This window comes from Vibrio sinaloensis (assembly GCF_023195835.1).
GTDB lineage: Bacteria > Pseudomonadota > Gammaproteobacteria > Enterobacterales > Vibrionaceae > Vibrio > Vibrio sinaloensis_C.
Genome location: NZ_CP096199.1, coordinates 1,798,451 through 1,819,114 on the forward strand (window position 1 = coordinate 1,798,451; position 20,664 = coordinate 1,819,114).

General features: G+C 46.6%; 21 protein-coding genes, 1 riboswitch and 1 other annotated feature. Of the genes, 5 read left to right on the forward strand and 16 right to left on the reverse strand.

Annotated features, from left to right (window positions below):
• Positions 1-12: 12 nt before the first annotated feature.
• From hisB to MTO69_RS08190, 5 genes are all read right to left on the reverse strand, one after another.
• Positions 13-1,086 (reverse strand): bifunctional histidinol-phosphatase/imidazoleglycerol-phosphate dehydratase HisB, encoded by a 1,074-nt coding sequence (hisB, locus tag MTO69_RS08170; protein ID WP_248328206.1) that lies wholly within the window; start codon positions 1,084-1,086, stop codon positions 13-15.
• 60 nt (positions 1,087-1,146) lie between these two features.
• Complete coding sequence (gene hisC, locus MTO69_RS08175) at positions 1,147-2,187, reverse strand: histidinol-phosphate transaminase (protein WP_248328208.1); 1,041 nt, start codon at positions 2,185-2,187, stop codon at positions 1,147-1,149.
• A gap of 11 nt (positions 2,188-2,198) precedes the next feature.
• Positions 2,199-3,494, reverse strand: a complete 1,296-nt coding sequence (gene hisD / locus MTO69_RS08180) for a histidinol dehydrogenase (RefSeq protein WP_248328210.1) — start codon at positions 3,492-3,494, stop codon at positions 2,199-2,201.
• Positions 3,495-3,499: 5 nt separating this feature from the next.
• Positions 3,500-4,396: an ATP phosphoribosyltransferase gene (gene hisG, locus MTO69_RS08185; RefSeq protein ID WP_248328212.1), complete on the reverse strand. Its 897-nt coding sequence runs from the start codon at positions 4,394-4,396 to the stop codon at positions 3,500-3,502.
• A gap of 50 nt (positions 4,397-4,446) precedes the next feature.
• Positions 4,447-4,582: a sequence feature (His leader region), on the reverse strand.
• A gap of 176 nt (positions 4,583-4,758) precedes the next feature.
• Positions 4,759-6,360, reverse strand: coding sequence for a Na+/H+ antiporter NhaC family protein (locus tag MTO69_RS08190; RefSeq protein ID WP_248328214.1), 1,602 nt, complete (start codon positions 6,358-6,360; stop codon positions 4,759-4,761).
• 113 nt (positions 6,361-6,473) lie between these two features.
• A riboswitch (Lysine riboswitch) is annotated at positions 6,474-6,655 on the reverse strand.
• Between the two features lie 519 nt (positions 6,656-7,174).
• Between MTO69_RS08190 and MTO69_RS08195 the strand changes: the two genes are divergently transcribed.
• Positions 7,175-7,588 (forward strand): H-NS family nucleoid-associated regulatory protein, encoded by a 414-nt coding sequence (locus MTO69_RS08195; protein WP_248328216.1) that lies wholly within the window; start codon positions 7,175-7,177, stop codon positions 7,586-7,588.
• 154 nt (positions 7,589-7,742) lie between these two features.
• Here the strand turns inward: MTO69_RS08195 and MTO69_RS08200 are convergent, their stop codons facing one another.
• On the reverse strand, positions 7,743-9,047 hold the full coding sequence (locus MTO69_RS08200; protein WP_248328218.1) for an inosine/guanosine kinase: 1,305 nt from the start codon (positions 9,045-9,047) through the stop codon (positions 7,743-7,745).
• A gap of 171 nt (positions 9,048-9,218) precedes the next feature.
• Positions 9,219-9,488 carry a hypothetical protein gene (locus MTO69_RS08205; protein ID WP_248328220.1) on the reverse strand — a complete coding sequence of 90 codons (270 nt, stop codon included), beginning with the start codon at positions 9,486-9,488 and terminating at the stop codon, positions 9,219-9,221.
• A gap of 196 nt (positions 9,489-9,684) precedes the next feature.
• Here MTO69_RS08205 and mnmA point away from each other — a divergent pair, with 196 nt between their 5' ends.
• From mnmA to purB, 3 genes are all read left to right on the forward strand, one after another.
• Positions 9,685-10,806, forward strand: coding sequence for a tRNA 2-thiouridine(34) synthase MnmA (gene mnmA, locus MTO69_RS08210; RefSeq protein ID WP_248328222.1), 1,122 nt, complete (start codon positions 9,685-9,687; stop codon positions 10,804-10,806).
• A 55-nt stretch (positions 10,807-10,861) separates the two neighbouring features.
• Entirely contained in the window at positions 10,862-11,479 is a 618-nt protein-coding gene (gene hflD, locus MTO69_RS08215; RefSeq protein ID WP_248328224.1) for a high frequency lysogenization protein HflD, read from the forward strand.
• Positions 11,480-11,628: 149 nt separating this feature from the next.
• Positions 11,629-12,999, forward strand: coding sequence for an adenylosuccinate lyase (purB, locus tag MTO69_RS08220; RefSeq protein ID WP_248328226.1), 1,371 nt, complete (start codon positions 11,629-11,631; stop codon positions 12,997-12,999).
• Between the two features lie 97 nt (positions 13,000-13,096).
• Here the strand turns inward: purB and MTO69_RS08225 are convergent, their stop codons facing one another.
• The 9 genes from MTO69_RS08225 to htpX all read right to left on the reverse strand — a co-directional run bounded on the left by MTO69_RS08225 (position 13,097) and on the right by htpX (position 20,209).
• Positions 13,097-13,630: a DUF3833 domain-containing protein gene (locus MTO69_RS08225; protein WP_248328228.1), complete on the reverse strand. Its 534-nt coding sequence runs from the start codon at positions 13,628-13,630 to the stop codon at positions 13,097-13,099.
• Complete coding sequence (locus MTO69_RS08230; RefSeq protein ID WP_248328230.1) at positions 13,630-14,190, reverse strand: chalcone isomerase family protein; 561 nt, start codon at positions 14,188-14,190, stop codon at positions 13,630-13,632. Before MTO69_RS08230 ends, MTO69_RS08225 begins: the two co-directional genes overlap by 1 nt.
• On the reverse strand, positions 14,144-14,671 hold the full coding sequence (locus tag MTO69_RS08235) for a DUF2878 domain-containing protein (RefSeq protein ID WP_248328232.1): 528 nt from the start codon (positions 14,669-14,671) through the stop codon (positions 14,144-14,146). Before MTO69_RS08235 ends, MTO69_RS08230 begins: the two co-directional genes overlap by 47 nt.
• A 10-nt stretch (positions 14,672-14,681) precedes the next feature.
• Positions 14,682-15,929: an SAM-dependent methyltransferase gene (locus tag MTO69_RS08240; RefSeq protein ID WP_248328234.1), complete on the reverse strand. Its 1,248-nt coding sequence runs from the start codon at positions 15,927-15,929 to the stop codon at positions 14,682-14,684.
• Positions 15,930-15,944: 15 nt separating this feature from the next.
• Positions 15,945-16,721: a DUF1365 domain-containing protein gene (locus MTO69_RS08245; RefSeq protein WP_248328236.1), complete on the reverse strand. Its 777-nt coding sequence runs from the start codon at positions 16,719-16,721 to the stop codon at positions 15,945-15,947.
• On the reverse strand, positions 16,721-18,001 hold the full coding sequence (locus tag MTO69_RS08250; protein WP_248328237.1) for an NAD(P)/FAD-dependent oxidoreductase: 1,281 nt from the start codon (positions 17,999-18,001) through the stop codon (positions 16,721-16,723). The genes MTO69_RS08245 and MTO69_RS08250 overlap by 1 nt, the downstream gene beginning before the upstream one ends.
• A gap of 4 nt (positions 18,002-18,005) precedes the next feature.
• Entirely contained in the window at positions 18,006-18,740 is a 735-nt protein-coding gene (locus MTO69_RS08255) for an SDR family oxidoreductase (RefSeq protein ID WP_248328238.1), read from the reverse strand.
• Positions 18,737-19,156, reverse strand: a complete 420-nt coding sequence (locus MTO69_RS08260; RefSeq protein ID WP_248328239.1) for a nuclear transport factor 2 family protein — start codon at positions 19,154-19,156, stop codon at positions 18,737-18,739. The genes MTO69_RS08255 and MTO69_RS08260 overlap by 4 nt, the downstream gene beginning before the upstream one ends.
• Before the next feature lie 189 nt (positions 19,157-19,345).
• Positions 19,346-20,209, reverse strand: a complete 864-nt coding sequence (gene htpX / locus MTO69_RS08265) for a protease HtpX (RefSeq protein ID WP_248328240.1) — start codon at positions 20,207-20,209, stop codon at positions 19,346-19,348.
• Positions 20,210-20,495: 286 nt separating this feature from the next.
• Here htpX and MTO69_RS08270 point away from each other — a divergent pair, with 286 nt between their 5' ends.
• Entirely contained in the window at positions 20,496-20,663 is a 168-nt protein-coding gene (locus tag MTO69_RS08270) for a hypothetical protein (RefSeq protein WP_248328241.1), read from the forward strand.
• The last annotated feature ends 1 nt before the right edge of the window (position 20,664 follow it).

A 20,664-nucleotide genomic window follows, 5' to 3' on the forward strand; every position in this document is an offset into this window, starting at 1 on the left:
GGTTACTCTCCCTTAAAGAACGCCTTTACTACTTGGCAGTTCAGTACCTTCAACTTTGATCGCTTGACGTAACGTGCGGCCAAAGGCTTTAAACAAGCTCTCAATAATGTGGTGATCATTGTCGCCCGCAGAAGAAAGGTGCAGCGTACACGCTAGGGTATCCGTCAGAGAGCGGAAGAAGTGAACCACCATCTCCGTTGAAAGATCACCGACCTGCTCACGACCAAACTGGGCATCAAATTTAAGGTAAGGACGACCAGATAGATCCAATGCACATTGTGCTAAACATTCGTCCATCGGCAGACTAAAGCCAAAGCGACCAATGCCACGCTTATCGCCTAACGCCTCTTTCAGAGCTTGACCAAGAGCAAGCGCGGTATCTTCGACGGTGTGGTGATCATCAATATGCAAGTCACCTTCTACTTTACACACCATTTGGAAGCCACCGTGAGTGGCAATTTGATCTAGCATGTGGTCAAAGAATCCCAGCCCGGTAGAGATATCGTTGCCCCCTTGCTCATCCAGGTTGACCGCAACTTTGATGTCGGTTTCCTTTGTGGTGCGAATGACTTCTGCCACACGCGCGTTTACCGTCAGATCTTTAACGATTTGCTTCCAGTTCATGGTGTCAGGGTGATACTGGATGCCGCGAATCGCCATGTTCTCTGCCAACTGAAGATCCGTGACGCGGTCACCGATAACGGCAGAGTGTTTGAAATCGACTTTACCTTGTTGCAGGTACTCTTTCACCAAGCCAAGTTTTGGCTTGCGACACGAGCAGTTTTCGTGGTCAAAGTGAGGACAAATCAGTACATCATCAAACTTGACGCCCTGAGATTCGAAAATCTCCATCATCATGTTATGTGGGGCATCGAAATCAGCTTGTGGGTAGCTGTCGGTGCCGAGGCCATCTTGGTTTGTCACCATAACTAACCGATAGCCTGCATCTTGCAAGGTAAGCAGACTAGGGATCACCAATGGCTCTAGTTTAAGTTTATCTAGACGGTCAACTTGAAAATCAACAGGAGGCTCAACAATTAAGGTGCCATCACGGTCGATAAATAGAATTTTTTGTTGCTTACTCACTCGAACTTCCTTATTTCAAAATAGGATGATGCAGCGAAAAGCCGCCACACCAAAATCGCTTTAGCTGTAATAATTTCTAATGAAACCGAGGGTTTTCTCACACTCATCTCGGCTGCCAATACTAATACGGACACAATCCTCTATCGGCGAATTGCGTAAAATGATTCCGCTATCCCATGCTGCTTTAAACAGTTCATCGCCATTAGGGAACTTCACTAATAGGTAGTTTCCCCAACCTTCATAAATTTTTAGCCCAGTAATCATGGATAAACCGACTTGCAAATAGGCGCGATTGGCATTGAGGTCGAGCACTTGAAATTTAGCTCGAGCCAAGCCCGCCTCAGACAGCGCCTGAGTCGCGATTTCAGCCACAGGTACAGGCACTGGGTAAGGGGCGATAACCTTAAGCAGCACATCGATTAACTCTTTGTTTGCCAGAGTAAAACCGCAGCGCAAACCTGCAAGTGCAAAGGCTTTAGATAGGGTACGCAAGATAGCCAAGTTAGGGTACTGTTCTAACAAGTCGACCGTCGACGCTTCTGGACAAAAATCAATGTACGCTTCGTCCATCACCACAATGGCTCGGTCTTTGGTCATCTCGAGCAGAGAGACGATATCTTCACGTTTCACCAAGTTACCGGTTGGATTGTTGGGCGAACAAACAAACACCAGCTTTACGCCATCAAGATTGGTTTCAATCCCAGCCAGGTCAAGTTGCCAGTCCGATGTTAATGGTACCGTTTTACGCTCAACACCAATGGTTTCGGCACTGATAGCGTACATGCCGTAAGTAGGCGGGCAATAGAGAATGGCATCTTCACCTGGCTCAACAAAAGCACGAATCAGTAACTCAATGCCTTCATCCGCACCGCGAGAGGTTAAAGTTTGCTCTGGTTTCACCCCCGCATACGCAGCGTAAGCTTGTATCAACTCTTTAGGTTGGCATTCACTGTAGCGATTGAGGCGAGCAAAATCGGTTTTGTATTCATTGTCAAAAGGTGATTCATTGGCGTTTAGCCACACATCACCGCTTCCGCCAATGCGACGCGCAGAAAGGTATGGCGTCAATTGTTGAACTTGTTTACGTGCTAGCTTTTCCATCTCAATATTCCTTACGCTTTACCAGCCAGCTTCTCAACGCGAATCGTGACAGCACGTTTGTGGGCATCAAGCCCTTCAGCTTCTGCCATAGTGACCACAGTTGGCGCCAGATTTTTTAGCCCCTCTTTCGACAACTCTTGAACCGTCATGCGCTTAGAGAAATCTGCTAATCCAAGGCTTGAGTAGGTGCGGGTATAACCGTAGGTAGGAAGCACGTGGTTAGTGCCGGAAGCGTAGTCGCCCGCTGACTCTGGCGACCAATCACCCAAGAAGATCGAGCCAGCATTATCAAGCAGTGGCAACAACTCGCGCGGGTTTTTAGTTTGAACGATGAGGTGCTCAGGACCGTAGTAATTAGAGATTGCAACCGATTGAGTGATCGATTCGGCAATAATAATTAAACTCGACGCCAGTGCTTGCTGGGCAATGTCAGCGCGTGAAAGCTGCTTTAATTGACGTTGAACCGCATCCGTTACTTGATCGGCAATAATCGGCGAAGGGGTTACTAATACCACTTGAGAGTCAGGACCGTGCTCGGCTTGGCTCAGCAAATCGGCAGCGATAAAATCGGCATCAGCGGTCTCATCGGCCAACACCAGGACTTCCGAAGGACCTGCTGGCATATCGATAGCAGCGCCGCGAAAATCGTTACTCACCTGGCGCTTGGCTTCGGTAACGTAGGCGTTACCCGGGCCAAAAATTTTGTCTACTTTCGAGACGGTTTCGGTCCCGTATGCCATCGCCGCTACGGCTTGACCGCCACCAACGTTGTATACTTCATCAATACCACACAACTTGGCAACGTAGAGAATCTCGTCGGCGATAGGCGGTGGCGAGCACAGTACCACTTTACGACAGCCGGCGATTTTCGCTGGTACGCCGAGCATCAATACCGTTGAAGGAAGTGGTGCGCTGCCGCCGGGGATGTAAAGGCCCACTTTTTGAATCGCTCGCGTCACTTGCTCACACACAACCCCAGGCTGAGTCTCTACCTTAATCGGTTGAGGTTTCTGCGCTTTGTGGAACTTAGAAATGTTTTGGTAAGCTTGCTCAAGCGCTTGCTTCATCTCAGCAGAGAGTCTTAAACACGCCTGGTCAATCTCAGCTTCTGACACTCGAATCGATTCCGGTTTTACCCCATCAAATCGCTCAGTCAGCTCGATCAATGCCGCATCACCATCTTGACGTACCTTAGCAATAACCTCAGAAACAGCGGCGGTAATATTTGCGCCTTCGCTGATTGCAGGGCGCTCTAATATTGAATCTTGTTGTGATTCACTCAATGACTGCCAAACAACGGTTCTCATCGCTTTTACCCCATCATTTTTTCAATTGGTAGCACTAAGATTGAACTGGCACCCAGTTCTTTTAGCTGCTCCATGGTTTCCCAGAATAGATTCTCGGTACTCACCAGGTGCACCGCCACTTTCTCTTTATCGCTTGATAATGGCAGTACTGTCGGGTCTTCAGCACCAGGTAGTAGGGATTTGATCTGTTCGAGCTTGCTGACGGGAGCGTGAAGCATGATGTATTTCGACTCTTTAGCTTGTTGCACACCTTGCATACGAGTGAGAAGTTTCTCTATAAGTGCTGTCTTGTCGGCATCAAATTCGCCTTTTCGCTGGATGAGCGTTGCTTTGGACTGGAAAATGACTTCGGCTTCTTTTAGGCCGTTCGCTTCTAGCGTTGCGCCCGTTGACACAAGGTCAGCAATAGCATCGGCCAAACCTGCACGCGGAGCCACTTCAACAGAGCCGGTCAGCATACAGGTCGAGAATGAAACACCTTGCTGGTCCATGTAAGCTTTTAACAATTGCGGGTAAGTCGTGGCGATGCGTTTTCCTGCAAGATCTTGCGGCCCGTTGTACTCTTCGTCTTTATCAATGGCAATCGACAAGCGGCAGCCACCGAAATCTAAACGACGCAGCGTTACAAACTCACTTGGCTCGCCGAGCGCTTTGCGGTCTAGACGGACTTCTTCAAGCTCATTCTCACCGATGAAACCTAGGTCGACCACCCCATCCATGATAAGACCAGGAATATCATCATCACGGACGAGTAACAGGTCAATCGGCATATTTTCAGAGTGAACGACTAAACGCTCACCCATCACATTGAACTTCACTCCACACTTTTTCAGTAAGGCTTGGCTCTCTTTACTAAGGCGGCCTTTCTTTTGGATTGCGATTCTTAGGCGTTGTGTTTGCATTACTTTGTCCCTGTGCAAATTTGTCATCATTCGAAATTATTAAACTAAAAACTAAAAAACCCTCGGAAGAATGTATCTCCCGAGGGTTCTAAATCTTGTAGTTTGCGATTTGGCCTCCGGGAGTTTCCTATCTCCCGGGTATGCGTACATCTCCCGAAAGACTAGACTGGGTGATGATGGTGATGAATGTTCATTACTGATAAACGCATACTTGAAAAGCTCTTTTGTTTCGCTTGGTTGATAACCACACTAACCAAGGCGAACATTTTTTTCAACCATTAATTTGTACTTTTTTCATTTTGTATATGACAAATAAAAGAGGGAGCCGAAGCTCCCTAACAAGACAGATGAATTTCAGTCAGTTACGCGTCTTGGCAAGCGGCCATTCTCGACTTAGACAGTACAGAGAGCAGCACACATACTAAGATAAAGCTCACGCTCGCCGCAGCAAATGCTAAAGATACTGACGCCGTCATACCTAGAGTTACGAAGCCAATACACGAAACTGCTGCAACCGACAACGCATAAGGGAGCTGAGTCGCCACGTGATCGATGTGGTTACAACGAGCACCGGTTGAAGAGAGTATGGTGGTATCTGAAATCGGCGAACAGTGGTCACCAAACACCGAACCTGCCAGTACCGCACTTAACATAGGCAGCATAAGCGCAATATCGGTCGCACCGGCCATGTCACCCGCAATCGGTAACATAATGCCAAACGTTCCCCACGAAGTACCGGTAGAAAACGCCATTAAGCCAGCAAGCAGGAATAAGATAACAGGTAGCCAATGCGGGTTGATATTACCTTGCGCCAAAGTTGACAGGAATTTGCCCGTGTTCATGTCGCCGATCACTGAACCAATCGTCCAGGCGAAAACCAGGATCAGGATAGCGCCAAACATCGATTTCGCGCCAATCCACAGAGTGCGTGAAATCTGGTTAAAGGCGAGTCCTTGCTTAAATACAGTATATAGCGCGACCACCAGGCCGACTAAGCCACCATAAATCAAAGACATGCCAACATCGGTATTTTCAAATGCGCCGAGCAAGTTAAACGCGACACCATCCGCAGCCAGTGCCTGACCGCCGGTATAAAGCATTGACGCCACTGTGGCTACAATCAGCAGCACAATCGGTAACACCAAATCAGAGACTTTGCCGCCAGAGCTCTCGACAATGTCCAGTTCTTCATTCAGCTCATGGGCTTCTTGCGAGTCTTCTGCCTGCTCTTTCGCAAAACCCTGACCTCGCGATGCCGCGATTTCGTGGTCGCGCATCTTGCCAATATCAAGGCCAAACCATGCCACGGCAAACACCATCAATAGCGCAAAGATGGCATAAAAGTTCATCGGAATAAGACGAACATAAGCACCAAGCGCAGAGTATTCAGTAACACCGTGCGACACCAAGATGCCACCAATGATGGTCATAATGTATGCCCCCCAGCTTGATGCTGGCATGATGACACACATAGGTGCGGCGGTTGAGTCAAGAATGTAAGCAAGCTTGGCGCGAGAGACATAAAAGCGATCCGTCACAGGACGAGAAATCGCACCGACGGCTAGGCTGTTAAAGTAGTCATCGACGAAAATAAACACGCCTAGAAAAGCCGCCAACAGCTTAGAGCCACGTTTGCTCTTAACGCGTGATTGCGCCCACTCAGCGAATGCACGTGTACCACCCGACAAAGTCAGTAACGCAGTCATCATGCCAAGCAAGAGTAAGAAGCCGACAATACTCATGTTCCACGTATTCAAGCCCCCATCTTCAACGAAGACACTCGAAACTGTGGTACCGATGTAACCAGCGGCATTCGCCAGCGAGTAATCGTTTAAAAGGACAGCGCCAAGAACAATACCCACGCCTAACGAAACCAATACGCGACGAGTAATAATAGCGAGACTCAATGCCACTAACGGCGGCAAAAGAGACAAAGGAGATGATGCAAAATCAATTAAATTCATGATCTTCAAAAACCAGTAATAAATGGTTAGAGATCTACTGCAGACTAGTTGAAGGAATTCATTTCCGACAATGTAGTTAGAATAAGCGACGGGCAAGCGAATGCTTGACCCAGCCCTACAGTAGCGCTCCATAGTTTTACAAATTATAGACTATGGCAGTGTTACCCCTTTCGAGTGTAACCCCAGCAAGCTCCTTTGATATGGATACTCACTTCGGCGAAATAACCTTTCCAGCTTGTTCATTGGCATCACCCCAACAAGCATTACTTATTTATTCCGCGCCTCTACCGCGAGTGATGGAACTTTAAACTAATGAAAAATCAATTTAACAATAATTTAACCAGCACAACGCATTAGGTTGACGCCATTGTACTTATCTCAACCTATGATTCAACAGATTATTCTAAGTTTTCTTATTAACCATGTGACATTCGCATACTCGTTGAATATCGATGCTATTTGAATATTCATCCAGTTCAATAACCTTAGGTTGCGCAAAGCAAACATATTCGCGACGCAATATCCGATATTTTAAATGTATAACGCTTCTTTACAGGTAAGCTAGCATGTCTATATGCCCGTTCAGTCATAGTTAGATTGTTATAATAGATAGCTCACACATATATGAAACGAATGTAGCAGGTTCGCATCTTTTAGAGCGCCATTTTGGATTAAGGCATCTGGTTGGTAAGAAAGATTATATTTTGATCTCTCAAAGAATTTTATTTATCTAAATTATTCTCTATTCGATTGTATTATTTATATGAGCAGTTTATGATTCTTCTATCGGCAACTTATATGAAGAGATGAAGAAATGTCGGAATTAACGAAAACACTATTGAATATTCGTAGTCTGCGCGCTTTTGCTCGTGAACTTACAGTCGAGCAATTAGAAGAAGCTTTAGACAAATTAACCACTGTTGTTGCAGAGCGTAAAGAAGCGGAAGAAGCTGAACGCGCGGCAGCAGCTGAGCAAGAGGCTAAATTAGCCGCAATTGCTGAGCAAATTTCAAAAGATGGAATCGATGTAGACGCACTCATTTCTGCGCTTGCTGGAGAGTCAAAAACAAACAGCAAAGCAAAAACTAAACGCGCTCCTCGTCCACCAAAGTACAAATATGTGGATGCTTCTGGCAAAGAGAAAACTTGGACTGGCCAAGGCCGCACTCCTTCTGCCATTCAGACACAGTTGGACGCAGGCAAGTCACTCGATGACTTTCTCATTTAATCTCTGATAGAACCCTAATCAGATTAAGTATTTTTAAAAGCGCCGATTGGCGCTTTTTTATTACACACAAAAAATGCCTGAACAAGTTCAGGCATTATCATTCTTAATTTAATACTACGTATAAATACGGAGAGTATTTTTACTAGTGTTCCGATTAACGTTCCCAGTAAGCTTCTTCTAAACTATCTTCTCGCTCAGGCAAGCCTTTCGACAATCGTGGCGAGTGTTGAACCAGCACTTCGTAACTAGCACGATTTGAATACTTACATACTTGAGAAAATGAAGAGTAAGTAAGATAAGAATATGTATGCTTACTTGAATTAGGCACATTTTCTTTATGGTATTTATTTGCAGCCATATCGTGCAACAATGCCGATAATGCAGCATCTCCAGCACCATTGGTATTTTTTATTTTCTCAGGGCCACCCATATAAGGTGAAATATGTGAATAGACCTTGATCGGGTTTTCACAAAGCGACTTCGATGCTGGGCGGCTAAATTCATAGCGGTTAAACTCAGCAATGCTGCCTGGCAGTAGCGGCAATGAAGTCTCGCGTTTTGCGGCATCTTCAGTATAACCCGCCATAAATAGACCTAACGGCCCTGCGGTACACAATACCAGATCCACCCACTCTAGGGCTTTGTCAGAGGCCATCAAGGGATCTGACTCACCGGTCAAGGCTTCAGCTTCATCTTCATTCATCGCAACCACGCTGACATGCTCACGTAAGAACTGCTGCCAGAAACTAGGGTCGTCTTGGATAACAAATTTAGTGCCAAGCGTCAGTACCACAGGTACATCGTTTCTCTTGGCGTACTCAATAGCTTTCATCGTTGCTTCCGGCATAGGGTCGCCCTCTTTGCAACGAACCAGATAGGCGGTAAGCACCAATGCAGAAGCGTTCTTGAAAATCTTTTCTGGGATGCTGTCTGGATGCAGTTGGTTCATCTGACCTTCACTGATCGCGAAAGTACGCTCCCCATCTTCAGTAATCAACGCAAAACAGCGACCAATGGCACCATCAACACCTTGTAGATAATTGAGATCCATTCGGCTCGAAGTGTTACACAAATATCGATAACCATAGCTACCAATTTTGATGTCTTGGCTCATAACACCCAATAAGGTTGAGCGATCGTCCGCCAGTACCGAATAGTTATGTAAGGTATTACCAATCGTGCCACCCGCATACTCATTGGTAATCAGTTCCTGCTGTTTTAGCTCGGTGTACAAGGCTTCGGCCGTTTCATCATCAATAACCAGCGAATGTCCCTTACTCAGCTTATATTTTTCAATCAGTTCACTGCTTACCTTAGCTTCAATATCGACCAAGGTTTGGTCAATACCTATGATATGAGTACGCGACATCTTTTTGCTCTCTTGCGATTGAGTCACAAGTGGGTCACGGGCATGAACTGGAAAATAGTGCTTGGATTTACGTTGACCAGGAAATTTCATATTGCTGATTCTGAATAAGGGATGAAAGGATGCCGGATTCTACATCGCTACATTACATGCAGCAATATCAGGAATTATAGCAAACGTTTGCCGTGCTAATTAATTGCGCTTCCCAAGCAGTTAGATATTCACTCAGAACCCGCCACGCATGCGAAATGTAGGCAGTCGCGCTTATTCACCTTCCATAAAACTCAAGTCCGGCAGTCTATCCAAATTCTCGCTGTAACGTTTTAAGTCAAACTCACCCTCGTTTTTCATTACATCAAATATTTCGATCGACATAGCGCAAGCCATCATTGCCACGGCTTCATCTCGCGGAGTTCCCGTCATCATCAAGCGCATTAACGTCTCTTTGACCTTAATCGGATTGCCATCCGCCAGTTGGTTTTCGATCACTTCTATTAAATGCGCTTCTTCAAAGATTTGATTCTCTTCACTCATAATAATTTCATTGCCTCACTTGAATTTGCCTCACTATGCCACATATACCCTTTCTATACTCTAGAAAGCGCGAACTTCTCAGCGTAGTTGGTCAATATCGCACCATTTAGGGAAATGTGAGTCCGATCTCGGATCTGTCCCCTAGCTATGCTTTCTGATAGAATTTGCGTCCAGTTAATTTAAGTGGTGTTAAGTAATGTCTGACAACTGTACTGATAACAGTCAAAAGAAAGTCATCGTAGGCATGTCCGGTGGCGTGGATTCATCCGTTTCGGCTTATCTGCTCAAACAGCAGGGCTATCAAGTCGAAGGGTTGTTCATGAAAAACTGGGAAGAAGATGACAACGAGGAATACTGTACCGCCGCCGAAGATCTCGCAGATGCTCAGGCGGTGTGTGACAAGTTAGGCATTCATCTTCACACCATTAACTTTGCGGCTGAATATTGGGACAACGTGTTCGAGTACTTCTTGGCAGAATACAAAGCCGGTCGCACTCCTAACCCTGACATTCTGTGTAACAAAGAGATTAAGTTTAAAGCTTTCCTTGATTTCGCAGACGAAGTACTTGATGCCGATTACATTGCCATGGGTCACTATGTGCGTCGCTCTTTCCCGCAAGATGGCGAAAAACCACAGATGCTGCGTGGTATCGACACGAACAAAGACCAAAGTTACTTCCTGTACACACTTAGCAGTGAGCAGATTGGTCGCAGCCTATTCCCTGTCGGCGAGCTTGAAAAACCAGAGGTTCGTCGAATTGCCGAAGAGCAAGGGCTGATAACGGCGAAAAAGAAAGACTCTACCGGAATCTGTTTTATTGGCGAGCGCAAGTTCACTGACTTCTTATCGCGCTACTTACCCGCGCAACCAGGTAAAATTGAGACACCTGAAGGCAAAGTGATTGGAGAGCATCAAGGCTTGATGTACCACACCCTAGGCCAACGTAAAGGTCTGCATATCGGTGGACAAAAAGGCGGCGGCGGCAATGAAGACCCATGGTATGTCGCTGATAAAGACCTTGAACGCAATGTACTTATTGCAGTACAGGGTGCCGATCATCCGCTATTAAAATCTCAAGGTCTGATCGCCTCACAATTGCACTGGGTTGATCGTCAAGCGATTAAACAACCGTTACAATGCAGTGTAAAAACTCGCTACCGTCAAACAGATATACCATGTACTATCATCCCAATTGATGATGAAAACATTAAAGTTATCTTTGACCAGCCGCAAGTTGCCGTTACACCAGGCCAGTCTGCGGTTTTCTACCAAGGCGAAGTCTGTCTTGGCGGCGGCATCATCGAACAGCGCATTTAATACCATTCGGGATCACGCCCCTCTAGGTATCACTAACTATCAGGAGTAGAACTACGTGGCTAACACACTATATGACCGTACTATCGCTTTTGCAGGAATTTGCCAAGCTGTCGCTTTGGTGCAACAGGTGGCGAAAAACGGTCACTGTGACTCGGACGCGTTTGAAACTTCATTAAAAGCCATTCTTAACACCAACCCGAGCAATACGGTTGGTGTCTATGGCCGAGAATCTGATTTGAAGCTTGGTCTAGAGTGTTTAGTGAAAGGCATCGATAGCACCCCTAGCGGCAGCGAAATCACTCGCTACATTATCAGCTTGATGGCACTGGAACGTAAGCTACAAAGTCGCAATGATGCGATGTCGCAACTGGGCGATCGTATTCAAATGCTCGAACGCCAGTTAGACCATTTCGACCTGCTTGACGATCAAATGATCAGTAATTTAGCGAGTGTCTACTTAGATGTGATCAGCCCTGTTGGACCAAGAATCCAAGTGACCGGAACACCATCGGTACTGCAGCAGACAGCCAACCAGCACAAGGTGCGTGCTCTGCTGTTGTCGGGAATCCGCAGCGCAGTGCTGTGGCGCCAAGTGGGCGGCAAACGTCGTCATCTTATTTTTGGCCGTAAGAAAATGGTCGAGCAAGCACAGATCCTGCTTGCACGTATGTAACCTATCCAAACCTCAGCTCGCGCTCTTTGCGAGCTGATTTTTTTGTTCAGTATCAACTCAGCGCAAACGTTTGCGCATTGTTCGTGACAATTGCCACGGTTATTGGTATAAAGCTCACGAAATTTAGAAACCCAATTCAGGAGAACATCATGGAACTGTCAGCATTGACTGCTGTTTCACCAGTAGACGGCCGTTATGGAAGCAAGACAATTGCATTACGCGAAATTTTCAGTGAATACGGTCTACTTAAATACCGTACTATCGTTGAAATCCGCTGGCTACAAAAGCTTGCTGCTACTGCTGAAATCGCAGAAGTGCCAGCATTCAGCGCTGAAGCCAATCAATTCCTAGACGACCTTGCTGCAAACTTCTCTGAAGAAGATGCGCGCCGTATCAAAGAGATCGAGCGCACGACTAACCACGACGTAAAAGCGGTCGAGTACTTCCTAAAAGAGAAAGTAGCTGACGTTCCTGAACTGCACGCAGTAAATGAGTTCTTCCACTTTGCCTGTACTTCTGAAGACATCAACAACACATCACACGCTCTGATGCTGAAAGAAGCGCGTGAGAACGTGATTCTACCAGAGATTCGCAACCTCATTGATGCAATCAAAGCGCTTGCAGTTGAGTACCGCGATATCCCGCTACTCTCACGTACCCACGGTCAACCTGCATCTCCATCGACAATGGGTAAAGAGATGGCGAACGTAGCGTACCGTATGGAGCGTCAATTTAAGCAAATCGAGAACGTTGAGATCCTAGCCAAAATCAACGGTGCGGTAGGCAACTACAACGCTCACTTATCTGCTTACCCAGAGCTTGATTGGCACAAATTCTCACAAGAGTTCATCACTGAGTCTCTAGGCGTAACTTGGAACCCTTACACCACTCAGATCGAACCACACGATTACATCGCTGAACTGTTCGATGCAATCGCGCGTTTCAACACGATCCTGATTGATTTCGACCGTGACGTATGGGGTTACATTGCCCTGGGCCACTTCAAGCAAAAAACCATTGCGGGTGAGATCGGTTCTTCGACCATGCCTCACAAAGTGAACCCAATCGACTTTGAAAACTCAGAAGGTAACCTAGGCCTTGCGAACGCAGTGTTCGGTCACTTAGCACAAAAGCTGCCTATCTCTCGCTGGCAACGTGACCTAACTGACTCAACCGTTCTACGTAACCTAGGTGTGGGTGTTGGCTACGCAATCATCGCCTACACGTCTACGCTGAAAGGCATCAGCAAACTAGAAGTGAACCGCGAAGCACTTCTTGCTGAGCTTGATAACAACTGGGAAGTGCTTGCAGAGCCAGTACAAACGGTAATGCGTCGTTACGGCATTGAGAAGCCTTACGAGAAACTAAAAGAACTGACTCGTGGTAAGCGTGTAGACGGCGAAGCAATGCGTAACTTCATTGACGGTCTTGAGCTTCCTGAGCACGAAAAAGCACGCTTGAAAGAGATGACACCAGCAAACTACATCGGTCAAGCAATCGAGCTGACAGACAAGCTGTAATCGTTTCGAGTTTCCGAAAAATAGAATGGGTTGACGTTTGAGCGTCAACCCATTTTTATTGTCCGATCACTGTGTGATGGCTTTCGAAAAACCACTTCTACTGCTTTTGGAAGAAAAGTGTGATGGTGCCGACTTCGATGCCAAACTTCTTAATTTTGGTCAGATTGAACACGTGTTTTTCGTCTTGTCGGTACAACCAATCATCGAACGCAACCACGACACTTGAATCCTCCATTTGCAGCTCAAAGTCGTACTGCCATTGCAACGCATTGCCAACTTCACGCCCCGTTGCGACGCCAATAATATCATCTGCCCGCCCTTGGTACGTACCATCAGCTAGGCGTTCGATAGTCCAGATTCGCTGAGTTTCCTCGCCGTCGTCAAACACAAAATCTTCGACCAGTGTTAAGGTATTCCCATCCACACTTCCTACAATCTTAACTTCAAAGCGGCGCGTCTGCTGTTCGGTATAGTCTTGCACCATCCCCCACGCGGTAGATTCGCCCTCAAAGTACTCAAACAAGTCAAAGCTGGGCCCTGACGCTTGATAATCATCTAGGTCACTTGAACAAGCAGAGAGACCAAACAGTATAGTGATAGTGACAACGATTTTAGAGATCCAGCGCTTCATTAACGGCTTCCTATCAATTGAGAACGTAATTTAGGGTATTCAGTGTTAGGTGCGAGCCATATAGAAACAAAGGCATCATTAAACGATTCGTCGTCAATGTTGCCAATCTGTTGTGGACTCACTCCAACCTGCCCCTCAGAGGAATTTTTGAAATAGTAGAATCGACCCGTTTTTCCGTCCGTCACATAGGTCAAATTTGTGCCTTCCTCGATGTTAGGGAAAACAGACGCAAGTTGCTTGGCCCATGGTTCGATTTGCTGTGGGTTATAACCAAGCTTTTGCCACTGCTCTATGGTGGCATCAAGAAGCTGCTGCTGGCTGATGTCTCGCTGATATGTAATAGATAGCGCAAGTGGATGAGGCGTAACGTCTTCCGCTAACTGATATTGTCCGGTTGGGGAAAGAAGTTGAGAGTGGTAAATATCAAAAAAAAGCATCGACAATTGCGCTTCGCCCACTTTAGGCCAAATGCGCCAATCTGCTTTGCTTTCGTCTACGCTGGCGGCTAGAGCGCTATTGATTAACCCCAGAAATACCGCCATTACGAGTACGACTTTCATAACCTAACACCCTCATTATCATGTACACAACAACGACCCACTCAACAAAAAGAATCGCAATCATTGGTAGTGTCGGCATCCCAAAGGAGACAGCGCCGAGTTTCGCACCGGCTAAATAACTCAGTGCGCCAGCACCACCACCAATCATTGATACGGCCGACAAGGGAAAGCGGCTCACAATTGGATGTAAATAAAACGCGTACCAAGAAAAAATGCCCCACAGGGCCAAGAGCCATAAGGGTATCGATGGGCTTGGGAAGTTGAACCACCCCATCGTCATATTGAGAGAGTCAACCGCCACTCCCAATATCACAATTAACGCGCAACGGGCTAGATTAAACCGCGAGAGAAAATAGCTCGCCACCCACGTCAGGGTAACGACAATAAGCGCCAGCCACTGCCAGCTTTCACGTCCGATGACAGCAACAAACCATAGAACTTGAAACCAGGTCGAGACAAAAAGTAACTGTTTGACTGACACTTAACCCACCTTATGGTCTTTCAAAGGTCATGTGGACGGTACTGATCGAGCGCGCTTTAAAGCCGCCCTCACAATAGCAGAAGTAGTAATTCCACATTCTAACGAAGCGTTGATCAAACCCAAGCTCTTCCACCCTTTGATGCTGTTGATTGAAGCGCAGATACCATTCTCTCAACGTTCGAGCGTAGTCTTGACCAATATCGAACAGGTCGCGCAACACCAAGTCACTGTGTTTGGTTGTGGCTTGAGTTAAGGCAGTGATAGACGGCAAAAACCCACCAGGGAAGATGTACTTTTGAATGAAGTCTACATTACTGCTGTAGTAGTCGTAGCGTTGATCAGCAATAGTGATCGCTTGAATCGCCATCAGCCCACCAGGCTTGAGCAATGACTGACACTTTTGAATGTAGGACGTGAGGTACTGCTTACCCACAGCCTCTATCATCTCAATCGAGACTAGTTTATCAAACTGCCCTTCTAACAGACGATAGTCCTGCTTCAATAGCGTGATTTTCTGCTCTAAGCCTTTGCGCTCAATTTCCGCTTTGGCATGTTGATACTGCTGCTCAGAGATGGTGGTGGTGGTCACTCGGCATCCGTACTGCTCTGCCATGTATATCGCCATCGCGCCCCAACCCGTGCCTATCTCAATCACGTGATCATCTTGGTTCAGTTTTAGCTGCTGGCAAAGACGCTCCATCTTATTGATTTGCGCCTGCTCTAGTGAATCTTGCTCAGATGAGAACAAAGCGGATGAATAGAGCATCTTTTCGTCAAGGAACGTTTGGTACAGTTCGTTGCTGAGATCGTAATGCGCTTCGATGTTTTTCGCAGAGTTGTTCAGTGTATTCCGGTTCAACCAATGAGTGATTTGATAAGTTAGCTTAGACAGCAAGGTTGAGCGACTCTCAATGGAATCAAGAGCGGTGAGATTAAGCGCCATGAGCTCCATCACTTTGGTTAAATCCGGGCTATCCCACCAGCCGTCCATATAAGCTTCACCTGCGGCAATGCTGCCACCTTTGAGTAGGCGCGCATAAAAGGCCGGATTATTGACCTCGACTATGGCGTGAGGCTGACCATCTTGTGGCTTGCCAAAGTTTTCTCGTGAACCTTGATTGGCTTGTTGAGCAAAGTTTTCAATGACGGTCAATGAGCCAACTTGTAATTTGTACAGGCATGAAAATGCAATGTTTCTCGCCGACTTTTGTATAGAAGTCAGCTGAGTGGGAAAAGGTAAGGTTTGCGAGTTAATCATCTCCTAAGCTCCTTGTTATTGTTCTGCTTCGTGCTTGGTTTTGCCTTTACCTGCACCTTGTTGGTATTTGGGGTGTGAGTAAAACGGTGCTTTCTTTATCCAAAGCTTGAGCGCATGCCAGTAAATACCCGTGACTACTTTTACTGCCATAATTGGGGTTGCGATCAAATGCTTAAGTAATACTTTCGAGCTAAACGGTTGTTTAGTCATCTTAAGCGTAGCATCAAACTCTTTTTTCTCCCGATGGCACTCGAGATGAATAGACAGCTTGTCGCGCAGCGGCTTTAACTTCCATACGTACTGTTGCTCAATCGGGTTAAACGGTGATACGTGGAACGCTTTTTGATGACGCCAAGTAGATTCATCTTTCGCATCCAGCAAGTAATAATGACGTTCATTCCACGGCGTATTGCTCACTTCTGCCAATAAATAACGCCACTCATCGAGTTGATCATAAAGATAGTAGAAATTGACCGGGCTAAAATAGAGACCGAAATAGCGTAAATGAACCACCGCCTCAACGCGCCCCTGCAGGTGCTCGGCGCCTAGCTGCTGTGCTTTTTCATAAACAGCGCTCTTTAAACTACCCTGTCCTAAGTAATCTTCACGTTTGAAACGCGCCCAATGCCACCATCGGTCGCCGAACCCCCAGACTTTTTGCTTAAGTACCTCAATCTCATCAAGATCGAGCATGGGCATAAAAAGGCCATAGTCCAACGCATGGACCACAGGGGTAAAGCGGCGATGGCGAACGCTTCCCACCAACAAACGGCTACGGCAAGCGTCTTCCATTACGCCGCTCCTCGAGTCGTCATCTCGTTCTCAAGCTGTTCGATTCCGCGGACCACATCTAACCCACTGCGCACCCCATCTTCGTGAAAGCCGTTGTACCAATAAGCGCCACAGAACCAAGTCCTAGACATCCCGTTGATTTCATTACGCCTCTGCTGAGCAGCAATTGATTTTTGATTGAAGACCGGATGGTGATAAACAAAGCGACGCATTATTTTGTCCGGGTCAATCTGATCATGGCTATTCAGTGAAACACAGAACGTTTGGGGTGCATCAATATGCTGCAAGATATTCATGTTGTAGGTCAGCGTTGGCGCGCGAACTTGCTGATCTTCACTGCCCTCTAACCAGTAGTTCCAAGAGGCCCAAGCGGCTTTGCGTTTGGGTAACAGGCTCTCGTCGGTATGCAAGATAACGTCGTTAGCTTGATAGGCTAGGTCACCTAGAATTTGCTGCTCACTTTGTCCCGCATCAGTGAGAAGCTTTCTAGCTTGGTCACTATGGCAGGCGAATATCACCTGGTCGAAACGCTCAGTTTGACCATTCACTTGTAGAGTGACGCCAGCCTGATCGCGCACCACACTTTCAACAGGGCTGTTAAGGCGGATACGGTCAGCAAAACCTTGAGTCAGCGGTTTGATGTACTCTCTTGAGCCGCCGTTAATGACATACCACTGCGGGCGATTGGTCACATCTAGCAACCCATGATTTAAGAAAAATCGAGCGAAGAAAGAGAGGGGAAACGCGCGCATGTCGGCTAAGGTAGACGACCAGATGGCTGCGCCCATCGGCAAGATGTAGTTTTCACTAAAGAAGTCACTAAACGCATGTTGAGATAAAAAATCACCCAGTGTTTGTTCACTGTGTGCGCCGTTGTTTGCTACCTCTTTCACCATGCGGTTGAAGCGCAAGATCTCAAAGATAAACGCATAAAACTTAGGATTGAGCCAATTGCGCTTTTGAGCAAAAAGCGTACTGATGGTGTGGCCGTTGTACTCTAAGCCATTGTCATCATTGCGAACGCTAAAGCTCATCTGGCTGGGTTTGCCGGTGACGCCTATCTCATTCATCAGCTTAATAAAATTGGGATAAGTCCTATCGTTATAGACGATAAAGCCCGTATCAACCGCATAGCTTTTGCCATCGAGTTCAACATCGACGGTGGCAGTATGGCCTCCGATATAGTCATTCGCTTCGAACAGGGTCACATCGTGTCTTTTATGAAGATAATACCCGCACGTTAACCCCGAGATGCCTGTGCCAATAATTGCTATTTTCATGTAATTAGTCCTGTCCTTGAGCGAGTAACTTAGCCGTCAATGCGTTTTGCCAACGGTAAGGCAGCGCGCCAATCAAACGTAAGATAGAAGTGAAACGTTTTGGAAAGTAGATATGGTCTTTGCCTTTCGCCAGCGCTTGTCGAATCTCTTCAGATGCGCGTTCGGTAGAAATCAGCATTGGCATTTCAAAGGTGTTTTTGTCGGTTAATGGTGTTTTCACAAAGCCTGGATAGATGATAGAAACATCGACCCCGCGTGGTTTGAGATCAAGCTGCAGGGTTCGCGCTAAATAGCTCACCGCCGCTTTCGAGGCGCCGTACGCCTCTGCCCTTGGCAGCGCAACCTCACTGGCAATAGATCCAACAATCGCTACTCGATGACCAGACTGAAAATAGCCCTGACAAGCTTCCAATGCGTTGGTTAACCCAAGCACATTAATCTCAATGACCCGGCGAAATAGAGCAGCGTCTATCATGCCATCGTCAATGTATTCACAGTCCCCAGCATTGAAAATCCACAAGTGCGGGATTTGCTCTAGCGATGCCAGTGCCTGTTTGGTCTGTTCGAGATCGGTTAAATCAAACGCAACACCAGTGATGGTAGAATGAGTCTCACTCATTTCATCGAGTACTTGCCGGTTACGCCCGCATGCAATCACCTCGATGCCCTGCTTGGCGTAATCAATGGCAAGCTGCTTGCCGATACCCGATGTTGCTCCGGTGATCAAAACGCGTTTCATTGGCCAAGCCTCTGTTTGATGGTTTTGATGATGGCGCCCAAAACAGGCAGGTTCTCATAAAGCATTTCGCCAAGATCGAAATAATCGCGATGGTAGATAACCTTACCTTCATGAAACTTAATGTGGCTCACACCATTGACTTGAATCACGGCCCCTTTTGACAATTTGGGGTGCTCTAACGACATCTGCCAGGTAATAAAGCCACTGTCGCCCGCTTGTTGGTGCTCGATAATATTAAAGTCACAGCGCTTAACGTTGGCATACAGGGTTTCAAAGTAACGCTCAAGCTGCTGCCACCCTTCTAAGCGGTGCGCGGCGTCTTCAAACACGACCTGCTGATGGTAGACATCTGACAACAGGTGAAGATTGGATTTGTTGAGTTGTTGATATACCTGACTCACCGACTGCACATCCATTCATACTCTCCTTCCCGACATGTACAACAACTTTTTTTGTACAACCATTAAACCATAGATGAAATTGAAAAGTTGTACAAATAAATTTTTGTATAACTTTTTGTTGTGACTTGTACGTCATCCAATGCTAAACAGATCAAAAAAGGCTTGGTTATAAACCAAGCCTTTTCAATATATTAGACGATAGAATTACGAATTGCGTAATGCGTTGATGCGTTTATCAAGTGGCGGATGGCTCATCAACAGCTCTGTCATCGAGCGTTTACCGTTGATACCAAAAGCCATCATTGAGCCTTCTAACTGCGATTCGTGACTCATTTTCAAACGCTCTAGCGCCGCAATCATTTTGTGTTTACCGACCAAATGTGCCGCTCCGGCATCGGCATGAAACTCTCTATGACGGCTGTACCACATGGTAATAAAGCTCGCTAAGAATCCGAACACCAGCTCCAACACGATGCTCACACCGAAGTAGACCATCATGTTGCTGCCGCCTTCTTCTTCGTTGTCGTTCGATGCCACGATATTGGCGATAAAACGCGATAGGAAGATAACGAAGGTGTTCACGACACCTTGCATTAGGGTCATGGTGACCATATCACCGTTAGCAATATGACTTACCTCGTGGGCAAGCACCGCTTCTGCCTCATCACGTGTCATGTTATGCAACAGACCAGTCGATACCGCCACCAACGAATCATCACGTTTTGCCCCTGTAGCAAACGCGTTGATGTCTGCCGAGTCATAGATAGCGACGGTTGGCATACCAATACCGACTTGCTCAGATTGACGACGCACCGTTTCCAGCAACCAGTGTTCTGTCTCGTTACGCGGCGATTCGATCACCATACCACCCACAGAACGCAACGCCATTCCCTTTGACATCATCAAAGAGATAAAAGAACCCCCAAAACCAAACACAGCTGCCATCAACAATAGCCCTGATAGACTCCCTGGCTGCATGCCCGTGACAGCATAAACAATATTTAGGACAACACTCAGCACCAGCACAACCGCTAGGTTGGTTGCCAAAAATAACATCACTCGCTTCATTTACTTTTCTCCAGATACGCAAGCATCTAACGACCTAAGCAACAACGCTTAGATTTTTTCTTAGTGTATACATATAGTCTATCCCCTTTATTTACAAGGTTAAGAAGTAAATTGAAACATTTGTTTTCCAGTTTGTTCAATAACATGCAAACTTCCGCCTGCAGCAGGCTTGTAGCACTGTGACCAACAACAAGATAGCTTGTTAGACTTTGGTCGTATTGTGGCTCAAGCCAAAGCTGCTAAATTTAGCTTAGATTGGAGATTCCAAGGAATAAGGAACAAAATCATGGTTGAAACTAACGACTATCAAATGGCTATTGATCTGTTGTGTTGTCATCTAGGTATTTCTGAAGACGAAGCGAAGCAGCAACTTGGCATCTCGGCTGAAGATAAAACGCAACAGCGTATTCTTGAAACCCAACATGCATTGATGGGCTTAAATCAAGATAAGTAAC